At 74.1% G+C, this 17,641-nt stretch carries 20 protein-coding genes; 16 read left to right on the forward strand and 4 right to left on the reverse strand.

What is annotated here, in order from left to right:
- Positions 1-47 precede the first annotated feature (47 nt).
- From ABZ793_RS22735 to ABZ793_RS22770, 8 genes are all read left to right on the forward strand, one after another.
- Positions 48-407 (forward strand): histidine triad nucleotide-binding protein, encoded by a 360-nt coding sequence (locus tag ABZ793_RS22735; RefSeq protein WP_357460428.1) that lies wholly within the window; start codon positions 48-50, stop codon positions 405-407.
- The gene (locus ABZ793_RS22740; protein ID WP_357460430.1) at positions 404-1,780 is read left to right on the forward strand and encodes a serine hydrolase domain-containing protein; all 1,377 of its coding nucleotides are present in this window, start codon (positions 404-406) and stop codon (positions 1,778-1,780) included. Before ABZ793_RS22735 ends, ABZ793_RS22740 begins: the two co-directional genes overlap by 4 nt.
- 188 nt (positions 1,781-1,968) lie before the next feature.
- Positions 1,969-3,027 carry a PhoH family protein gene (locus ABZ793_RS22745; protein ID WP_350710796.1) on the forward strand — a complete coding sequence of 353 codons (1,059 nt, stop codon included), beginning with the start codon at positions 1,969-1,971 and terminating at the stop codon, positions 3,025-3,027.
- An 18-nt stretch (positions 3,028-3,045) separates the two neighbouring features.
- The gene (gene ybeY / locus ABZ793_RS22750; RefSeq protein ID WP_350684821.1) at positions 3,046-3,516 is read left to right on the forward strand and encodes an rRNA maturation RNase YbeY; all 471 of its coding nucleotides are present in this window, start codon (positions 3,046-3,048) and stop codon (positions 3,514-3,516) included.
- Entirely contained in the window at positions 3,516-4,904 is a 1,389-nt protein-coding gene (locus ABZ793_RS22755) for a hemolysin family protein (RefSeq protein ID WP_357460433.1), read from the forward strand. The genes ybeY and ABZ793_RS22755 overlap by 1 nt, the downstream gene beginning before the upstream one ends.
- On the forward strand, positions 4,897-5,283 hold the full coding sequence (locus tag ABZ793_RS22760) for a cytidine deaminase (protein ID WP_350710790.1): 387 nt from the start codon (positions 4,897-4,899) through the stop codon (positions 5,281-5,283). Before ABZ793_RS22755 ends, ABZ793_RS22760 begins: the two co-directional genes overlap by 8 nt.
- A 40-nt stretch (positions 5,284-5,323) precedes the next feature.
- Positions 5,324-6,220, forward strand: a complete 897-nt coding sequence (gene era / locus ABZ793_RS22765) for a GTPase Era (RefSeq protein WP_350710789.1) — start codon at positions 5,324-5,326, stop codon at positions 6,218-6,220.
- Positions 6,221-6,388: 168 nt separating this feature from the next.
- On the forward strand, positions 6,389-7,573 hold the full coding sequence (locus ABZ793_RS22770) for an acyltransferase (RefSeq protein WP_357460436.1): 1,185 nt from the start codon (positions 6,389-6,391) through the stop codon (positions 7,571-7,573).
- Here the strand turns inward: ABZ793_RS22770 and ABZ793_RS22775 are convergent.
- The gene (locus ABZ793_RS22775; RefSeq protein WP_357460439.1) at positions 7,560-8,390 is read right to left on the reverse strand and encodes a DUF4097 family beta strand repeat-containing protein; all 831 of its coding nucleotides are present in this window, start codon (positions 8,388-8,390) and stop codon (positions 7,560-7,562) included. The genes ABZ793_RS22770 and ABZ793_RS22775 overlap by 14 nt on opposite strands.
- Before the next feature lie 101 nt (positions 8,391-8,491).
- Between ABZ793_RS22775 and recO the strand changes: the two genes are divergently transcribed.
- The 5 genes from recO to ABZ793_RS22800 all read left to right on the forward strand — a co-directional run bounded on the left by recO (position 8,492) and on the right by ABZ793_RS22800 (position 11,718).
- Entirely contained in the window at positions 8,492-9,334 is an 843-nt protein-coding gene (gene recO, locus ABZ793_RS22780; protein WP_357460442.1) for a DNA repair protein RecO, read from the forward strand.
- A gap of 8 nt (positions 9,335-9,342) precedes the next feature.
- Complete coding sequence (locus tag ABZ793_RS22785) at positions 9,343-10,143, forward strand: isoprenyl transferase (protein ID WP_357460517.1); 801 nt, start codon at positions 9,343-9,345, stop codon at positions 10,141-10,143.
- Positions 10,144-10,207: 64 nt separating this feature from the next.
- Complete coding sequence (locus tag ABZ793_RS22790; RefSeq protein WP_350710782.1) at positions 10,208-10,393, forward strand: hypothetical protein; 186 nt, start codon at positions 10,208-10,210, stop codon at positions 10,391-10,393.
- A gap of 271 nt (positions 10,394-10,664) precedes the next feature.
- The gene (locus ABZ793_RS22795; protein ID WP_350710780.1) at positions 10,665-10,886 is read left to right on the forward strand and encodes a thioredoxin reductase; all 222 of its coding nucleotides are present in this window, start codon (positions 10,665-10,667) and stop codon (positions 10,884-10,886) included.
- A 70-nt stretch (positions 10,887-10,956) separates the two neighbouring features.
- The gene (locus tag ABZ793_RS22800) at positions 10,957-11,718 is read left to right on the forward strand and encodes a pirin family protein (protein WP_357460445.1); all 762 of its coding nucleotides are present in this window, start codon (positions 10,957-10,959) and stop codon (positions 11,716-11,718) included.
- Between the two features lie 39 nt (positions 11,719-11,757).
- On the opposite strand, the gene gndA is transcribed toward ABZ793_RS22800, so the two are convergent.
- Complete coding sequence (gene gndA / locus ABZ793_RS22805; RefSeq protein WP_357460448.1) at positions 11,758-13,200, reverse strand: NADP-dependent phosphogluconate dehydrogenase; 1,443 nt, start codon at positions 13,198-13,200, stop codon at positions 11,758-11,760.
- A gap of 402 nt (positions 13,201-13,602) precedes the next feature.
- Here gndA and ABZ793_RS22810 point away from each other — a divergent pair, with 402 nt between their 5' ends.
- Entirely contained in the window at positions 13,603-13,839 is a 237-nt protein-coding gene (locus tag ABZ793_RS22810; RefSeq protein ID WP_357460450.1) for a hypothetical protein, read from the forward strand.
- A 145-nt stretch (positions 13,840-13,984) separates the two neighbouring features.
- Here ABZ793_RS22810 and ABZ793_RS22815 read toward each other — a convergent pair whose 3' ends face one another.
- Entirely contained in the window at positions 13,985-14,680 is a 696-nt protein-coding gene (locus tag ABZ793_RS22815) for a hypothetical protein (protein WP_357460453.1), read from the reverse strand.
- 156 nt (positions 14,681-14,836) lie between these two features.
- Between ABZ793_RS22815 and ABZ793_RS22820 the strand changes: the two genes are divergently transcribed.
- On the forward strand, positions 14,837-16,042 hold the full coding sequence (locus ABZ793_RS22820; RefSeq protein ID WP_357460455.1) for a sensor histidine kinase: 1,206 nt from the start codon (positions 14,837-14,839) through the stop codon (positions 16,040-16,042).
- Positions 16,039-16,698: a response regulator transcription factor gene (locus ABZ793_RS22825; RefSeq protein ID WP_357460458.1), complete on the forward strand. Its 660-nt coding sequence runs from the start codon at positions 16,039-16,041 to the stop codon at positions 16,696-16,698. The genes ABZ793_RS22820 and ABZ793_RS22825 overlap by 4 nt, the downstream gene beginning before the upstream one ends.
- Before the next feature lie 55 nt (positions 16,699-16,753).
- Here the strand turns inward: ABZ793_RS22825 and ABZ793_RS22830 are convergent, their stop codons facing one another.
- Positions 16,754-17,554: an energy-coupling factor transporter transmembrane component T gene (locus ABZ793_RS22830; protein WP_357460461.1), complete on the reverse strand. Its 801-nt coding sequence runs from the start codon at positions 17,552-17,554 to the stop codon at positions 16,754-16,756.
- Between the last annotated feature and the right edge of the window lie 87 nt (positions 17,555-17,641).

Raw genomic sequence — 17,641 nt, forward strand, 5'->3', positions numbered from 1 at the left:
TCGTCCACGGCGGGCGTCGGCAGGGAGCCCTTCCTTACACTGCCCCGATGGGAACCGACTGCCTGTTCTGCCGCATCGTCGCCGGGGAGATCCCGGCCACCGTCGTGCGGGAAACCGCCACCACGCTCGCCTTCCGCGACATCGGCCCGAAGGCGCCGGTGCACGTGCTGGTCATCCCGAAGGAGCACTACGCCGACGTGGCGACGCTCGCCCAGGGCGACCCGGCGCTGGCCGGCGAGGTGCTCGCCACGGCCGCCGCGGTGGCCGAGGACGAGGGGCTGCTCGGCGACGGCTTCCGGCTGATGTTCAACACCGGCGCGCACGGCGGCCAGGAGGTCTTCCACGTGCACGCGCACGTGCTCGGCGGGGCGCCGCTGGGCCCGATGCTGGCCCGGGACCTCGCGTGACGGCGGTCGACGACCGGCTGTCCCGGCTGGTGCGCACGGTCCAGGCGCAGGCCCGGGTGCCGGCGGTCTCGGCGGCCCTGCACCGGGCCGACCGCCCGCTCTGGACGTGCACGGTCGGCGGCACCGGCAACGACACCGAGCTGGGGCCGGGCACCCGGTTCCGGATCGGCTCGGTCACGAAGACGTTCACCGCCGTGCTGACGCTCCAGTGCCGCGACGCCGGCCTGCTCGACCTGGACGACCCGCTGGGCCGCCACCTGGACCTGCCGGCCCACGGCGAGCTGACCGTGCGCCGGTTGCTGTCGCACACCGCCGGCCTGCAACGGGAGCCGTACGGCGACGTCTGGGACAGCTTGCGCGCGCCCGACGTCGACGAGCTGGTCGCCGACCTCGCCCGGGCCGAGCGGGTGCTGCCGCCGGGCCGCCGCTACCACTACTCCAACCTCGGCATGGCGCTGCTCGGCCGGCTCGTCGGCCACCTGCGGGGCGGCACCTGGGCGGAGGTGCTCGCCGAGCGGGTGCTGACCCCGCTGGGGCTGGCCGACACCTCGGTGACGCCGGGCCCGCACGCCGCGACCGGGTTCCTGGTCGACGCGTACTCCGACGAGGCGCACCCGGAGCCGCCCACGGACTTCGGCGCGGTGGGGCCGGCGGCGCAGCTCTGGAGCACCGCCACCGACATGGCCCGCTGGGCGGCCTTCCTCGCCGACCCGGCGGCGCTGGACCCGGCGGGCGCGGTGCTCGCCCCGGCCACGCTGGAGGAGATGCGCTGGCCGGCGACGGTGACCGACGAGACGCTCTGGGCCGGCGGCTTCGGGCTCGGGCTGATCCTGGTGCCGCAGGGCAAGCGGATCATGCACGTCGGGCACGACGGCGCGATGCCCGGCTTCCTGGCCGGCGTCTACGGCCGGCGCGGCGGCGAGGAAACTCCGGGCGCGATGGGCGTCGCCGTGCTCGGCTCCTCCGGCACCGCCGGCGAGGTCCTCGACCTGCCGCACCGGCTGCTGGCCGCCGCCGTCGAGCACGACCCGGCCGACGTCGCGCCGTGGCGGCCGGGCCCGCCCGCCCCGGAGGGCGTACGCGGGCTGCTCGGCCGCTGGTGGGGCGAGGGCTTCGAGTACGTCTTCTCGTGGCACGACGGCGCGCTGCGGGCCCGGGGCGCCGACGACCCGGCGGGGAAGCCGCCGGCGGTCTTCGCGCCGCTGCCCGACCAGCCGGACGTGTACCGCACGGTCTCCGGGCGCGAGGTGGGCGAGCTGCTGCGGCTCACCCGGGACGAGCACGGCGCGGTGGTCCGGATGCACTGGGCGACCTACCGGTTCACCCGCACCCAGGAGACCTTCGACCGGTACGACTTCCGCGCCGGCTCCTGACGGCGGCGCGCACGGGCGGGGCGGGGCCGACGCGGGCCGCGTCCCGTCCGTGCCGTCCCGCACGCGCGGAAATGGGCACGGTGCCGCCGCTGTTGAGCAGATACGATGGAGGCAACGTCAGCGCGCCGCGCCAGCAGGCCCGGCGCCGAGATCGAGAGCAGGTGGCGCAGGGCCTCTCGGCCCGACCTATGACCGGCACCCCACCTCCCGGCCCGCCCCGGGTGCAGACCAGGATCACCGTTCCGGATTCCAAGATCATGGTCAACCTGCTCGGCGCGGGTGACGAGATCCTGCGACTGGTCGAGCGCTCGGTCAACAGTGACGTGCACGTCCGGGGCAACGAGATCACCATCACCGGCGCCCCCGCCGACAACGCCCTCGCCGAGCGGATCTTCAGCGAGCTGCTCGAACTCATCGAGAAAGGCGAGACCCTGACCACTGACGCCGTCCGGCGTACCGTCGGCATGCTCGAGCAGGGCGGCGCCGAGCGGCCCGCCGAGGTCCTGACGCTCAACATCCTCTCCCGGCGCGGGCGCACCATCCGCCCCAAGACGCTGGGGCAGAAGCGCTACGTCGACGCGATCGACGCGCACACCATCGTCTTCGGCATCGGCCCCGCCGGCACCGGCAAGACCTACCTGGCCATGGCCAAGGCCGTCCAGGCCCTGCAGGCCAAGCAGGTAAACCGGATCATCCTCACCCGGCCGGCGGTCGAGGCGGGGGAGCGGCTCGGCTTCCTGCCCGGCACGCTCAACGAGAAGATCGACCCCTACCTGCGCCCGCTCTACGACGCGCTGCACGACATGCTCGACCCCGACACCATCCCCAAGCTGATGGCGGCGGGCACGATCGAGGTCGCGCCGCTGGCGTACATGCGGGGGCGTACCCTCAACGACGCGTTCATCATCCTTGACGAGGCACAGAACACCACGCCCGAGCAGATGAAGATGTTTCTCACCCGGCTCGGCTTCGGTTCCAAGATCGTCGTCACCGGTGACGTCACCCAGGTCGACCTCCCCGGCGGCACGACCAGCGGCCTGCGGGTGGTCCGGGAGATCCTGGAGAACGTCGAGGACGTGCACTTCGCCCAGCTCTCCAGCTCGGACGTGGTCCGCCACCGGCTGGTCGGGGAGATCGTCGACGCGTACGCCCGCTGGGACGCCGAGCGGGAGAACCAGCAGGCGCAGAGCGTGCACGCCGTGCCCGGGCGGACAGCCCAGGGCGGCCGGGCCGGCCGGCGCCGCTAGACCACCGAGGGAAGACTGTTGTCCATCGAGATCGCCAACGAGTCCGGCGTCGACGTCGACACCGACGCCGTGCTCGCCGTCGCCCGGCACGCCCTCGACGAGATGGGGGTCAACCCCCTCGCCGAGCTGTCCGTGCTGCTGGTCGACATCGACTACATGACCGAGCTGAACCACCGGTGGATGGGCGGCGACGGCCCGACCGACGTGCTCGCCTTCCCCATGGACGAGGGCAGCGTCGACCACGGGCCCGGCGAGTCGACCGCCGCCGGTGAGCCGGCGCTGCTCGGCGACATCGTGCTCTGCCCGGAGGTGGCGGCCAAGCAGGCGGCCACCGCCGGCCACTCCGCCGCCGACGAGCTGCACCTGCTCACCGTGCACGGCGTGCTGCACCTGCTCGGCTACGACCACGCCGAGCCGGAGGAGGAGCGGGAGATGTTCGCGCTCCAGGCCCGACTGCTGGCGAGCTGGCGGTCGACCCGGTCCCGGTGATGGACACCCCGACACTGGCGGCCGGCGCCACCGGCCTGCCCGACCTGCAACTGCTGGTCTCCGCGGCCGGCCTGGTGGTGCTGGCCGGCCTGATCGCGATGACCGAGGCGGCCCTCGCCGCGGTCTCGCCCGCCCGCGCCGCCGAGCTGGCCCGCGACGGCGTACGGGGCGCGCGCACGCTCCAGGCCGTCGCCGGGGACGTGGTCCGCCACCTCAACCTGCTCCTGCTGCTGCGGCTGCTCGCCGAGCTGACCGCCACCACGCTGGTGGCGCTCGTCGCGGTGGACACCTTCGGCGCGGGCTGGCGCGCGGCGCTGGTCACCGCCGGCGCGATGACCGTGATCAGCTTCGTGGTGGTCGGGGTCGCCCCGCGCACCCTCGGCCGGCAGCACGCGTACGTGGTCGGGCGGTCCGTCGCGCCCCTGGTCCGCTGGCTGGGCCGGGCGCTGAACCCGCTCGCCTCGCTGCTGATCCTGATCGGCAACGCGGTCACCCCGGGGCGCGGCTTCCGGGAGGGGCCGTTCGCCACCCAGGTGGAGCTGCGCGAGCTGGTCGACCTCGCCGAGCAGCGCGGCGTCGTGGAGCACGGCGAGCGCCAGATGATCCACTCCGTCTTCGCGCTCGGCGACACGATCGCGCGCGAGGTGATGGTGCCGCGCACCGAGATGGTGTGGATCGAGGAGCGCAAGACGCTCTCCCAGGCGCTGGCGCTCTTCCTGCGCTCCGGGTTCTCCCGGATCCCGGTCATCGGCGAGAGCGTCGACGACGTGCTCGGCGTGCTCTACCTCAAGGACCTGATCCGGCGCACCCAGGGCGGCGCCCCGGAGGACCGCCGGCTCCCGGTCGCCGAGCTGATGCGCCCCGCCACCTTCGTGCCGGAGTCCAAGCCGGTCGACGACCTGCTCTCGGAGATGCAGGCCGCCCGCAACCACCTGGTCATCGTCGTCGACGAGTACGGCGGTACCGGGGGGCTGGTCACGATCGAGGACATCCTGGAGGAGATCGTCGGCGAGATCACCGACGAGTACGATGTCGAACGCCCGCCGGTCGAGCACCTCGACGACGGGGCGGTGCGGGTCACCGCGCGGCTCCCGGTGGAGGACCTGGGCGAGCTGTTCGACACCGAGCTGCCCACCGACGAGGTGGAGACGGTCGGCGGCCTGCTCGCCCAGTCCCTGGGCCGCGTCCCGATCCCGGGGGCGCAGGTCGAGGTCGCTGGGCTCCGGCTGGTCGCCGAGGGCACCACCGGCCGACGCAACCGGATCGACACCGTGCTGGTGAGCCGGGTGGAGTCGACCGACACGCAGGACGGCCCGGGCCGCGGCGAGCACGCCGAGCCCCGGGGCGACACGAACCGAACCGAGGAGAGGCAACCCGCCGATGCCTGAGTCACCCGCCGTACCGGCCGCCCGGCCGACCCCGTCCGACCCGATCGAGCTGAGCGCCGAGGACGGCAAGCTGGTCGTCCTGGCCCGGGGCGCGCGCGGCCGGGTGGGCGCCGTGGAGGGCGCGGCGGTACGCGACCAGGACGGGCGGACGTACGCCGCGGCCAGCGTCTCGCTGCCCTCGCTGACGATCACCGCGCTCCAGCTCGCGGTGGCCTCGGCGGCGGCGGCCGGCGCGAGCCGGCTGGAGGCCGCCGTGGTGGTGACCGAGGCGTCGACGCTGGACGGCGCCGGGCACGCGGCGGTGCGGGACCTCGCGGTCGACGCGCCGATCCACGTGGCCGCGCCGGACGGCACCGTGCTGGGCACGGTGGTCGAGTGAGCGGGCGGACGGCTGCCGGCGAGCGGGGCGGGGTCGCGGCGTGAGCGACCTGGAGCAGCGCCCCTACCGGGCCGGTTTCGCCTGTTTCGTCGGCCGCCCGAACGCCGGGAAGTCGACGCTGACCAACGCGATCGTCGGGCAGAAGATCGCCATCACCTCCAACAAGCCGCAGACCACCCGGCACGTCATCCGGGCCGTCCTGCACCGCCCGGACTCCCAGCTCGTGCTGGTCGACACCCCGGGCCTGCACCGCCCCCGCACGCTGCTCGGCGAGCGCCTCAACGACCTGGTCCGACAGACCTGGAGCGAGGTCGACGTGATCGGCCTCTGCATCCCGGCGGACGAGCCGATCGGGCGCGGCGACCGGTTCATCACCGGCGAGCTGGCCGAGCTGAAGGCCACGGTGCTGGCGGTGGTCACCAAGACCGACCTGGTGGACCGCAGGCGGCTGGCCGAGCAGTTGCTCGCCGTCAGTGAGCTGGGCGAGTTCGCCGAGGTGGTGCCGGTCAGCGCGGTCTCCGGGCACCAGGTGGACACCCTCGTCGAGGTGATGACCCGCTACCTGCCCGAGTCGCCGCAGCTCTACCCGGACGACATGCTCACCGACGACCCGGAGCAGGTGCTGGTCGCCGAGCTGATCCGGGAGGCGGCCCTGGAGGGCGTCCGTGACGAGCTGCCGCACTCCATCGCGGTGGTCGTCGAGGAGATGGTCCCCGAGGGCAAGCTCATGAAGATCTACGCCGACGTGTACGTCGAGCGGCCCAGCCAGAAGGCGATCGTGATCGGCCACCGGGCCAGCCGGCTCAAGGAGGTCGGCACGACCGCGCGGCGGCAGATCGAGGAGCTGCTCGGCACCCGGGTCTACCTCGACCTGCACGTCCGGGTGGCGAAGGACTGGCAGCGGGACCCGAAGCAGCTGCGCAAGCTGGGATTCTGACCGGGCGCCGGGCCGGGTGCGTCCCGGCCCGGCGTCCCGGGCATGATCGATGTCGGTCGGCCGGGTGGAAGATGTCACGTTCGCGTGGGGTGCTGGCGGTTTGCCGGGGCTGCTCCGGAGGGTAGGGGAAGGACCAGCCCCCGTGCCCCCGGACATAGATGCAGGCTGATGCGAAACCGATACCTTGACCTGCTCCGCTTCCTGGCCATCGTTCGAGTCGTGGTCTACCACGTCACCGGATGGGCCACCCTGACCCTCGTCTTCCCGGCGATGTCGGTGATGTTCGCGCTCGCCGGCTCGCTGATGGCCGCCTCGCTGCAACGGTGGGGGCCGGGGGCGGTCGTACGCCGGCTGCGTCGCCTGCTGCCGTCACTCTGGGTGGTCGCCGCGGTCTTCGTACCCGCCATGCTGCTCACCGGGCTGCCGCTGAGCCCGAAGGTGCTGCTCTGGCTCTTCCCCGTCGCCGATCCGCCGGCCAACGGCTGGGGTGCGATCGCGCTGAGCGTGATCTGGTACCTGCGCGACTACCTCTGGTTCGTGCTCGCCTCCCCGGTCGCCCTCTGGCTGTTCCGGCGCGCCCCGGTGCCCACGCTGGTCGCCCCGTACGCCGTGCTCGCCGCGGCCGAGCTGGGCCTGCTGCCGGCGCTGCCGGGGGCGCTGCACCACTTCGGGCTCTACTTCGGCGCCTGGCTGCTCGGCTTCGCCCACCAGGCCGGCATGCTGCGTCGCCTGGCCACCCGGGTGCTGGTGCCCGTCGCGCTCGCCCTCGCCGCCGCCGGGGCCGCCTGGATCGTCACCCACCCCGGACCCCGCGGGTACGACCTGAACGACAACCCTCTCGGCAACGCCCTCTGGTCGGCGGCCTTCATCCTCGTCCTGCTCGGGCGGGCGCCGACGGGCGCGCGCTGGGTGGACCGCAGGGCCGTGTTCGGCCGGGTCGTGACCGTGTTCAACCGGCGGGCGCTCACCGTCTACCTGTGGCACATGCCGTTCGTGGCGGCGCTCACCCCGCTGGTGGACGTGGTGGGCTGGTCGCACCAGGATCCGCTCGGCCTGGCGGTCCGGGTGGTCCTGGTCTTCGCCCTGGTCGCGGTGGTGACCGCCCTGGTCGGCTGGGTGGAGGATGTGGCGGCCCGTCGGTCGCCGGAGCTGGTTCCCGGCGGCTCCCGCCCCGCACCGGCCCGCACCGGTTCACCCGCCCCGACCGGCGCCGGTTCACCCGCCCCGACCGGCACCGGGGCGCCGCCCGCCCCGGCCACCGCCGCGCGGTCCGGCCCGGCCACCGGGCGGGCCGGCGTGTCGTCACCGCGCGCCGCCCGGGATCCGCAGACCGTCGAGATCAGCGCTGGGTGACCGTCTGGTTGCCGCCGTCGGTGGAGATGTCGAGCACCAGCGAGGCGGTCGGATCGTGGGTCACGCCCAGCCGGGTGTCGCCGCCGCCGGCCGCGGAACGGACCTGGTAACGGCCCGCGGGCACGACGAGCTTGATGTCGCCGCTGGAGGTGTGCGTACGCGCCGAGGCGGGCGCGGTCAGGTCGACGGTGATGTTGCCGGAGCCCGCCTCGGCGTCCACCCCGGCGCCGAGGCGGCGCCCGGTGATGTTGCCGGAGCCGGCGCGCAGGGTCACGGCGCCCGGGGCGCCGTCCACGTCGATGTTGCCGGAGCCGGTCGTGACGGTGACCGCGCCGGCGGCGCCGGTCACCCTGACGTCACCCGAGCCGGTCTCCGCCACGACGGGGCCGTCGGCGCCGGTCACCCGGACGTTGCCGGAACCGAGCCGGATCTCCACCGCGCCGACCTTGGTCAGGTGGACGTCACCGGAGCCGGTCTCGCCCGTCACGCTCACCCCCTCCGGGGCGGTGACGTCGTAGGAGACGCTGCAGTCCTTGCCGCAGTCGGTGTCCAGCATCAGTTCGGTGCCGTTGATCTCGTACGTGGTGTCGGGCTGTCCGCCGTGGTAGCGCACCACCCGCTTGATCCGCACCTCGTCGTCCGTGCTGGTGGTGCGGACGGTCACGTCGCCGGACCCCGGAAGCACCCGGATGGCGGTGATCCGGGCCGCTTCGGTGTTGTCGTAGTCGAGCCGACGGGAGGCCAGGTTGTCGCACCCGGCGACGACGATCAGGGTGGCGGCCGCGGCGAGCGCCGCGGCGGTCCGGTGGAGAGCCATGCGAGCACGCTACGAGTCACGGCGCGCGCCGCGCATCGGGGGTTCTTCGCGCGTCCACCCCGAGCCGACCCTGATTTCGCACCCCGAGGGAGAATGGTCCGATGGCCGGGTACCGCCGACAGCTCTACCGCGACGACGCGGTGGTCCTGCGCGTGCAGAAGCTCGGCGAGTCCGACCGGATCATCACCCTGCTCACCCGCCGGCACGGCCGGCTGCGGGCGGTGGCCCGCGGGATCCGCCGCACCACCAGCAAGTTCGGCGCCCGGCTGGAGCCGTTCGGGCACGTCGACCTCCAGCTCGCCGGCGACCCGAAGGGCAACCAGGGCAGCTCGCTGCACACGGTCAGCCAGGTCGAGGGCATCGACCTCTACGGCAAGCGGTTCCTCGGCGACTATCCCCGCTACACGGCCGCCAGCGCGATCGCCGAGACCGCCGAGCGGCTCACCCCGGTGGAGCGGGAGCCGTCGCTGCGGCTGTTCCAGCTCACCCTCGGCGCGCTGCGGGCGCTCGCCGAGGGCAGCCACGACACCACCCTGGTGCTCGACGCGTACCTGCTGCGCGGGATGGCCCTCGCGGGCTGGGCGCCGGCGCTGACCGCCTGCGCCGTCTGCGGCACGCCCGGGCGGCACCGGGCGTTCTCCGTACCGGCCGGGGGCGCGGTCTGCCCGGACTGCCGGCCCCCCGGCGCGGCCCATCCCGCCCCGGCCACCATCGACCTGATGTCCGCGCTGACCACCGGCGACTGGCGGGTCGCCGACGCCACCGAGACCGGCGTACGCCGGGAGTGCAGCGGCCTCGTCGCGGCGCACCTGCAGTGGCACCTGGAGCGCGCGCTACGCTCGCTGCCGCTGGTCGACCGGGGTGCCCCGGCGGCCGGCCCGGTCCCGCCACCGCGGGGCGTGGGGGCCGGAGCGGATGGCGTGAGCAGGGAGAGAGCCGAGTGATCCGATCGATGAGGGCCGGCCGGCGCGAGCCGGTGCCGCCGACACCGCACCCGTCGGGCGCCCGGCCGCCGGCGTTGCCCGCCGAGGCGGTGCCCCGGCACGTCGCCGTGGTGATGGACGGCAACGGCCGGTGGGCCAAGGAGCGTGGGCTGCCTCGCACCAAGGGCCACGAGGCGGGGGAGTTCTCCCTGTTCGACACCATCGAGGGCGCCATCGAGCTGGGCATTCCCTACCTGTCGGCGTACGCCTTCTCCACGGAGAACTGGCGGCGCTCTCCGGACGAGGTCCGGTTCCTGATGGGCTTCAACCGGGACGTCATCCGCCGCCGCCGCGACCAGCTGGTCGACCTGGGGGTGCGGGTGGTCTGGTCCGGCCGGGCCGGCCGGCTCTGGAAGAGCGTCATCTCCGAGCTGCAGACGGCGGAGGAGATGTCCCGGGGCAACTCCACCCTGACCCTCCAGTTCTGCGTCAACTACGGCGGGCAGGCCGAGATCGCCGACGCCGCCGCCGCGATCGCCCGGGACGCGGCCGCGGGCAGGCTCGACCCGGCGAAGGTCACCGAGAAGACGGTGGCGAAGTACCTCTACCACCCGGAGGTCCCCGAGGTGGACCTCTTCCTCCGCCCCTCCGGCGAGCAGCGGATCTCCAACTACCTGCTCTGGCAGACCGCGTACGCCGAACTGGTGTTCCTCGACACGCTGTGGCCCGACTTCGACCGCCGGCACCTCTGGTACGCCTGCGAGCTGTACGCCCAGCGGGACCGCCGCTTCGGCGGCGCGCTGCCCAACCCGGTCGCCCCGCCGTCCTGAGGCTTACCGCTCCGCCGCGCGGGGTATTTCTCCGGTCAGCAGCCACTGACGGAGGTGAACCCACATGATCCAGAAGCGTATTGCCCAGTGGGCGTTGATGGCGGTCGCGGTGCCGCTGGCGGCGGCCGGCGCGCGTCGGCTCAGCCACACGCTGGAGGCCCGCCGCGGCCCGTCCGGGGTGAGCCGCCTGCTCACCAAGGGTGCCGACATGCTCCGCCCGCGGAAGGCGAAGCGCCGTCGCTTCTTCTGACCCCGCCGGTCAGCGTCGCTGACCTCCTCTCCCCGTCCGCCCCGTCCCCGCCGCCTGGCGACCATGCGGTTGTGGTGCCTCGCGAACGTCCCACCGGGCCAGGTCGCCTGGGTGCGATCTTCGCGTTCGCCGTGGAGGCGGCCACCGGAACCGCATGCTCGGCTGGCGGGGCCGGGCGGGGTTCGGGGTTTCGGGGTGGGTGCGGGGTGGGGGTGCCTAGGATCGGGGGCGGGGTGGGTGCCCCGGACCGCGTCGAGCCTCGGGGGTGGGGATGCGGGATCTCCGGTACAAGATGATCATGGCGCTGAACGCCGCCGACCTCGGTGACCCGATCTGCGCGCAGGTGGCCGAGATCTGCGCCGAGATCGCCGAGCAGCACTGCCACGAGCTCGGCCACGCGCCACAGCCGCGCTCCGGCGAGATCGGCGAGCTGGCCACGGGTGAACCGGCGCTCACCTGGGCGCCGACCGAGACCGGGCAGCGTGCCTGGTGACGCCTCCCGCCGACCCACCGGCCGCGCCAGTCGGTTCCGGGGCGGCGTCGGGCCGCCGACCGGTGACGCGGTGACCGCCCCCGCTCCGGCCGTCGACGTCCGGCGTGCCCACGACCGCTTCGCCACCCGGATCTCCTGGCTCGACTCGAAGCACTCGTTCTCGTTCTCCCGGCACTACGACCCGGCCAACACCCACCACGGTCTGCTGCTGGTCAACAACGACGACGTGGTCCGGCCGGGCGCCGGCTTCGAGACCCACCCGCACCAGGACATGGAGATCGTCACCTGGGTGTTGCGCGGGTCGCTGGTGCACCAGGACTCCACCGGCCACTCCGGCGTGATCTACCCGGGGCTGGCGCAGCGGATGAGCGCCGGCACCGGCATCCTGCACTCGGAGAAGAACGACTCCTGGCGGCTCGACGGCCGCGACCCGCACACCGATCCCGTCCACTTCGTGCAGATGTGGGTGCTCCCGGACGAGCAGGGCATCGACCCCGGCTACGAACAGCTCGAGATCCACGACGAACTCCTGCGCGGCGGCCTGGTGCCCGTCGCCTCCGGGATGGACCGCCACGACGGCGCCGCGGCGATCCGGATCCGGAACCGCTTCGCCGCCCTGCACGCCGCCCGGCTCCGCCCCGGCGACGAGGTCGATCTCCCGGACGCGCCCTTCGTCCATCTCTACGTGCCGACCGGCGCGGTCACCCTGGAGGGCGGCGGCCTGCTCGGCACCGGCGACGCCGCCCGGCTCACCATGACGGGCGGGCGACGGGTCACCGCCACGGAGCCGGCCGAGATCCTGGTCTGGGAGATGCACGCCACCATCGCCTGACCCGCCACCTCCGCCACCCGTTCTCGCCGGGGTCGGGGGTCAGGCCTGGATTTCGGAGCGGTCGGCGGACCAGAGGGTGTGGAAGGTGCCGTCACGGTCCACGCGGTGGTAGGTGTGCGCGCCGAAGTTGTCCCGCAGCCCCTGGACCAGCGCCGCCGGGAGGCGCTCGGCGCGCAGCGCGTCGAAGTACGCCAGCGACGAGGCGAACGCCGGCGCCGGCACCCCGGCCCGTGCCGCCTCGGCAACCACCCTGCGCCAGCTCGGCACGCCGTCGTTGACGGTGTCCGCGAACCACGGCGCGACCAGCAGCGTCGGCAGCTCCGGCCGGTCGTCGTACGCCTGCCGGATGCGGTCGAGGAAGCGGGCGCGGATGATGCAGCCGCCCCGCCAGATCGTCGCGGTGCCGCCCAGGTCGATGCCCCAGTCGTACTCCCGGGAGCCGGCCCGGATGTGGTCGAAGCCCTGCGCGTACGCGACGATCTTGGAGGCGAGCAGCGCGCGGCGGACGTCCTCGACGAAGGTCTCCCGGTCGCCGACCTGCCACGTGTCGCCCGCGTCCGGGAACGCCCCGCGCGCCGCCGCCCGCTGGTCGGCGTGCCCGGACAGCGACCGGGCGAACGTCGCCTCGGCGATGCCGGTGATGGGGATGCCCAGGTCGAGGGCGCTCTGCACCGTCCAGCGGCCGGTGCCCTTCTGCTCGGCGCGGTCCAGCACGACGTCCACGAACGCCCGCCCGGTGGCCGCGTCGGTGTGCGCCAGCACGTCCGCGGTGATCTCGATGAGGAAGGACTCCAACTCGCCGGAGTTCCAGTCGCGGAAGATCTCGGCGATCTCCGCCGGCTCCGCGCCCAGCCCCGCCCGCAGCAGGTCGTACGCCTCGGCGATGAGCTGCATGTCGGCGTACTCGATGCCGTTGTGCACCATCTTGACGAAGTGCCCGGCGCCGTCCGGCCCGATGTGCCGGCAGCACGGCACCCCGTCCACCTGCGCGGCGATCCTCTCGAAGATCGGGCCGAGCGTGCGGTAGGACTCCGCCGACCCGCCGGGCATGATGCTCGGGCCGCGCAGCGCACCCTCCTCGCCGCCGGAGACGCCGGTGCCGACGAAGTGCAGCCCGTGGGCCCGCAGCGCCTCCTCCCGCCGGCGGGTGTCGGCGAAGTGCGCGTTGCCGCAGTCCACGACGATGTCGCCGGGGTCGAGCAGTGGCACCAGTTCGTCGATAACGGCGTCGGTGGGCCCGCCCGCCTTGACCATCACGATCACCGCCCTCGGCCGCTCCAGCGAGGCGACGAAGTCCGCCATCGACTCGGCGGGCAGGAAGGTCCCCTCGTCGCCGTGCTCCGCGACGAGGCTGCGGGTGCGCTCCGGTGAGCGGTTGTGCAGCGCCACGGTGAAGCCGTTGCGGGCCAGGTTCCGGGCCAGGTTGCGGCCCATCACCGCCAGCCCGGTCACGCCGATCCGCGCCGTCGCCCGCTCGGCCATCCGTCCGCCGCCCTTCGCCGTCCACGCCTGCCGCTGTGACCGTATCGCGGCCGGTGGCGGGCGCGGTGCGGTGTTCGACAGCCCGTCACCGCCGGGTCGCGGTGCGCCTGCGGTCGGGCATGCCGATCGTGCCGGTAATTCGGATGCGCGCGGCCGTGCGGTGGGGTTAGCGTGTGGGCATGCGCAACTGACGCCCCATCTCCGAGCCGGCCCGCCGCCCTGCTGCCGTGGGTCCGCGTGCTCCCGGGCGTCCGCATTCCCACCCTGCCGCCGAGGCGGCGGTGTCCTTCGTGGTCGCACTCGGGGAGCAGTCCCGATTCCGCCCGACCGTCGCGCGACGGTCACCGACCGGCGGCCCGTTCCGTCCGACGACGGGACGGCCCGCAGACCGAGGAGGCCCGGATGCCCGCCAAGCGCAACCCGAAGAAGTCCCGCACCGTCACGCCGAAGCCGACCGTCGCGGACCTGACGCCGATCGAGGTGGACGCGATCACGGTCGCCCCGGCGTCGGTCCCGGCGCTGCCGGCGACGCCGCCGACGAAGGCCGGTCCGCCCGCGCGGGGTGCCGGGGCCCGCAACCCCGGGGGCCGGAGCCAGCAGGCGCCGCAGGCTCGCCGGTACGCCTTCCGGCGCAGCTGACGAGCAGCACCACCGCCACCGGCAGCCAGGAACCAGCGGGCGGAGGCAGATCCTGCCGTTGGCGCGGCCGACGACGGCGGGCCGGGAAACCCGGGGGCGGGGCCGCGGATGACGCCGCGACCCCGCCCCGTCACCCCGGCCCCGGTCAGGAGTGCGCGGCCACCGGTGCCTCCGTCCGGCCCGCCGCGTCGGCCGGGCGCTGCCGGCCGACGCCGAGCGCCAGGCCGGACAACCCGGCCGCCATCAGCACGCTCACCACGACCTTGAGCGGAACGCCCTCGCTGACGAATTCGAGGACCTGCCCGCCGGTGAGGACGAGCGGCACCCACAGCGACACCATGCCGGCCCGCCACGCCCCGAAGGCCAGCACCAGGAGACCGATCATCCAGCCCAGCAGCCACACGGCGAACGACGCCATCACGAACGGGTCGTTGTCGAGGGCGTCGACGACCGGTCGGACGGCCTCGGCCTCGACGCCGGCGCCGGCGAGGGCTCCGAAGAAGGCGTTGTAGTGCCAGAGGTGGACGCTGGAGAAGTAGAGGCCGAGCAGGGCGATGCTGCCGCCGACGGTGGCGACCAGCGGCTTGCGCCGACCGAGCGCCCCGGCCAGGCCGGCCATCGCCGGCAGCAGCAGCAGGTGCGCCAGGGCGAACAGGACGGTCTCCACCCGCCACGCGCCGAGGTTCCCGGCGGCCACCGCCACGTTGCCGGCGGTCTCGGACACGTCGTCCGGGAACATCACCCAGTAGAACGCGTTCGCGACGCCGTAGAGAACGCCGGCCGCAGCCAGCGCGACCGCCGTCAGCCGCCGGCCGTACCGTCGCCCGGTCCTGTCATCCATCGTGTCTCCCCTCAAGAAGTGTGTGGTGGACGGTAGGAGCCGGCCCGGGGCCCGATCGTCGGCCGACGGGTTGAGCCGAGGGTGGAGCGTTCCGCCGGGCCTTCTACACCCGTGGGTGGACGCCCGGCCGCGGTCGCCGCCGATACCCTTCGCACCATGTCAGTCGCCGTCCCCGACAACCGACGTCTCCCGCGGGGTCTCGTCGTCGCCACGGTCGCCGGTCTCGCGCTGTTCGGGTTCGGCCTGGCCGAGCTGTACGTTCCGATCGCCGGCTACGTCGAAGGCCAGGGGCCCGACCTCGCGGCGCTGCCGGCCGGCTGGCTCGCCGTGCTCACCGTGCTGCTCGTCGGCTACGGCCTCGCGGTGGCGGTCTGCACGATGTACCCACGAGCGGCGGCCGTCCTCGCCGGCGCCTGTTTCACCGCGCAGAGCTTCACGCCCGTCCTCCCGGAGTGGCCTGTCGTGCCGCTCCTGGCGCTGCTCCTCGCCTGCTTCGGCTGCGTCGCCCTGGGGGGACGCGCCGCACCGACCGTCGCCACGGTCAGCTACTTCGTCGCACTCGGCGTCGAGAACACCGCCGCCGGGGACTCGGACTGGGTGTTCATCGTGTTTGTCGCGCTCGCGGTGCTGGGTCCGGGCTACGCGGTCCGGATGCGCCGCGCGCAGGCGGTGCGTCTGGTCGCGTTGGCCGCCGAGCGGGAGGCCGCCGCGCGGACGGACGAACGGCTGCGGGTGGCCCGGGAACTGCACGACATCGTCTCGCACGGTGTCTCGGTGATGGTGCTGCAGGCCGGCGCCGCCGAGGCCGTGCTCGACTCGGACACGCGCCAGGCTCGCGAGTCACTGGAGGCGGTGCAGGACGTGGGGCGCGACGTGGTCACCGAACTGCGCAGGTTGCTGGTCATCCTGCGCGGCTCGGAACCGGCACCGGAGGGACTGCCCTCGCTGCGGCAGCTCGACGCGTTGACCACCGCGGTACGCGTCGCCGGTGGGCGGGTCGAGGTCACCGTCACGGGCGATCTCGGCGCGGTTCCGGTCGCCGCCGACGTCAACGCCTACCGGATCCTCCAGGAGGCGCTGACGAACGCCGCCAGGCACGCCCCCGGCGCGACCGTCGACGTCTCGATCGACGTGGGCGACACCCGGCTCCGGCTGCACGTCGTCGACGACGGGCCCGGTCCCGCCCGCCGTGGCGTCGGCACCGGCCACGGGCTGACCGGCATCCGGGAACGGGCCGAGCTGTTCGGCGGCACGGTCGTCGCGGGCCCGCGCGAGCAGGGCGGCTTCGAGGTTCGCGTGGAGCTTTCGTTGGGTCTCGACGGCTCGGCGTCAGCGCTCTCTCCGACGGGCACGACGGCGTGACCCGGGTGCTCATCGCCGACGACGAGGCCCTCGTCCGCGGCGGACTCCGGATGATCCTCGGCGCGCAGCCCGACATCGAGGTGGTCGCCGACGCGGCCGACGGCGAGGACGCCGTACTGCTCGCGGCACGCCTCAAGCCCGACGTCGTCCTGATGGACATCCACATGCCGCGGCTGGACGGCATCGCCGCGACGGAGCGGATCCTGGCGGAGTGCGCCGACATCCGGATCATCGTGCTGACCACCTTCGACCTGGACGAGTACGTCTACCGGGCGCTGCGGGCCGGGGCGTCCGGATTCATGCTCAAGACCACCCCGCCGAAGGACCTCGCGGGCGCCCTGCAGGCCGCCGCGCGTGGCGACGCGCTGCTGTCCCCGTCGATCACCCGCAGGCTGATCGACCACTACACGGCGACGGCGCCGGCAGCGACCGCCGGCAGCCCGGGCCTGGCGGAGCTGACCGCCCGGGAGACGGAGGTGCTGCGGATGATGGCCGACGGCCTGTCCAACCGGGAGATCGCCCACCAGCTCTTCCTCGGCGAGGCGACGGTGAAGACGCACGTCAACCGCATCTTCGCCAAGCTCGGGGTGCGCGACCGGGTGCAGGCCGTCGTGTTGGCGTACCAGACCGGCATGGCCCAGGTCCGGCGCCGGTAGGGCGACAGACCGCCGGGCCTCGCCACCGTGGCCGTGGCGCCGGCAGCCGCCGCCCTCAGCCGATCAGGGGCCGGAACGTGCCGAGCAGCACGCTGACCGCCAGCGCCGCGCCGGCCAGCAGCGCCGCCCCGGCGATCAGCAGCCCGTCGGCGGCGACGAAGCGTTGCCGCCGGGCGACCGTACGCGGGGTGCCGGCGTCGAAGCCGCGGGCGTCCATCGCCACGGCCAGCCGGGTGCCCCGGCGGATCGCCCCGACCAGCAGGGCGAAGGCGGTGGAGACGAACAGTCGCAGCTTCGCCAGCGGGTTGCGTCCCGCCGCCACCCCGCGGGCGCGGCGGGCCATTGCGATCATCTGCCACTCCTGCCCGAGCAGCGGCACCAGCCGGAACGCCGCCAACGCCCCGATGGCGAACCGGGCCGGCGCCTTCGCGTTCTGGATCAGGGCGTCCGCCAGGTCGGTGGGGTCGGTGGTGGCGAACACGATCACGCCGGGCAGCGCCACGGCGAACATGCGCAGCACCAGGCCGAGCGCGGTGAGCAGCACCCCGGAGGTGACCACCGCGGGGCCGGCCTCGACCAGCACCCGGCCGGAGCGCTCGGCCGCGAAGAGCACCAGCGTCACCACGATGCCGACCGCGCCGATCAGCAGCGGCCAGGCCCGCCGGGCCAGCACCCGGAAGCGGACCCCGAACAGCGGCAGCACGGCCAGCTCGACGGCGATGGCGATCGCCGGGGCCACCGGGTCCAGGGTGGCGACGAGGATGAACGAGAACACCAGCGCCGCGGCGAGCTTGGCTACCGGGTTGCGCCGGGCCAGCGGCGCGTCGGGGGCGGCGACCGGTTCGAGGGTGATCACGGCCGCTCCGGGACGGGACGGGCGGGGCGGGCGGCCGGCGCCGGACCGGTCATGGTCCGGCGACGCCGCGGGTGCGCAGCCGGCGCG

Source organism: Micromonospora sp. NPDC047465 (assembly GCF_040643125.1).
Classification (GTDB): domain Bacteria; phylum Actinomycetota; class Actinomycetes; order Mycobacteriales; family Micromonosporaceae; genus Micromonospora.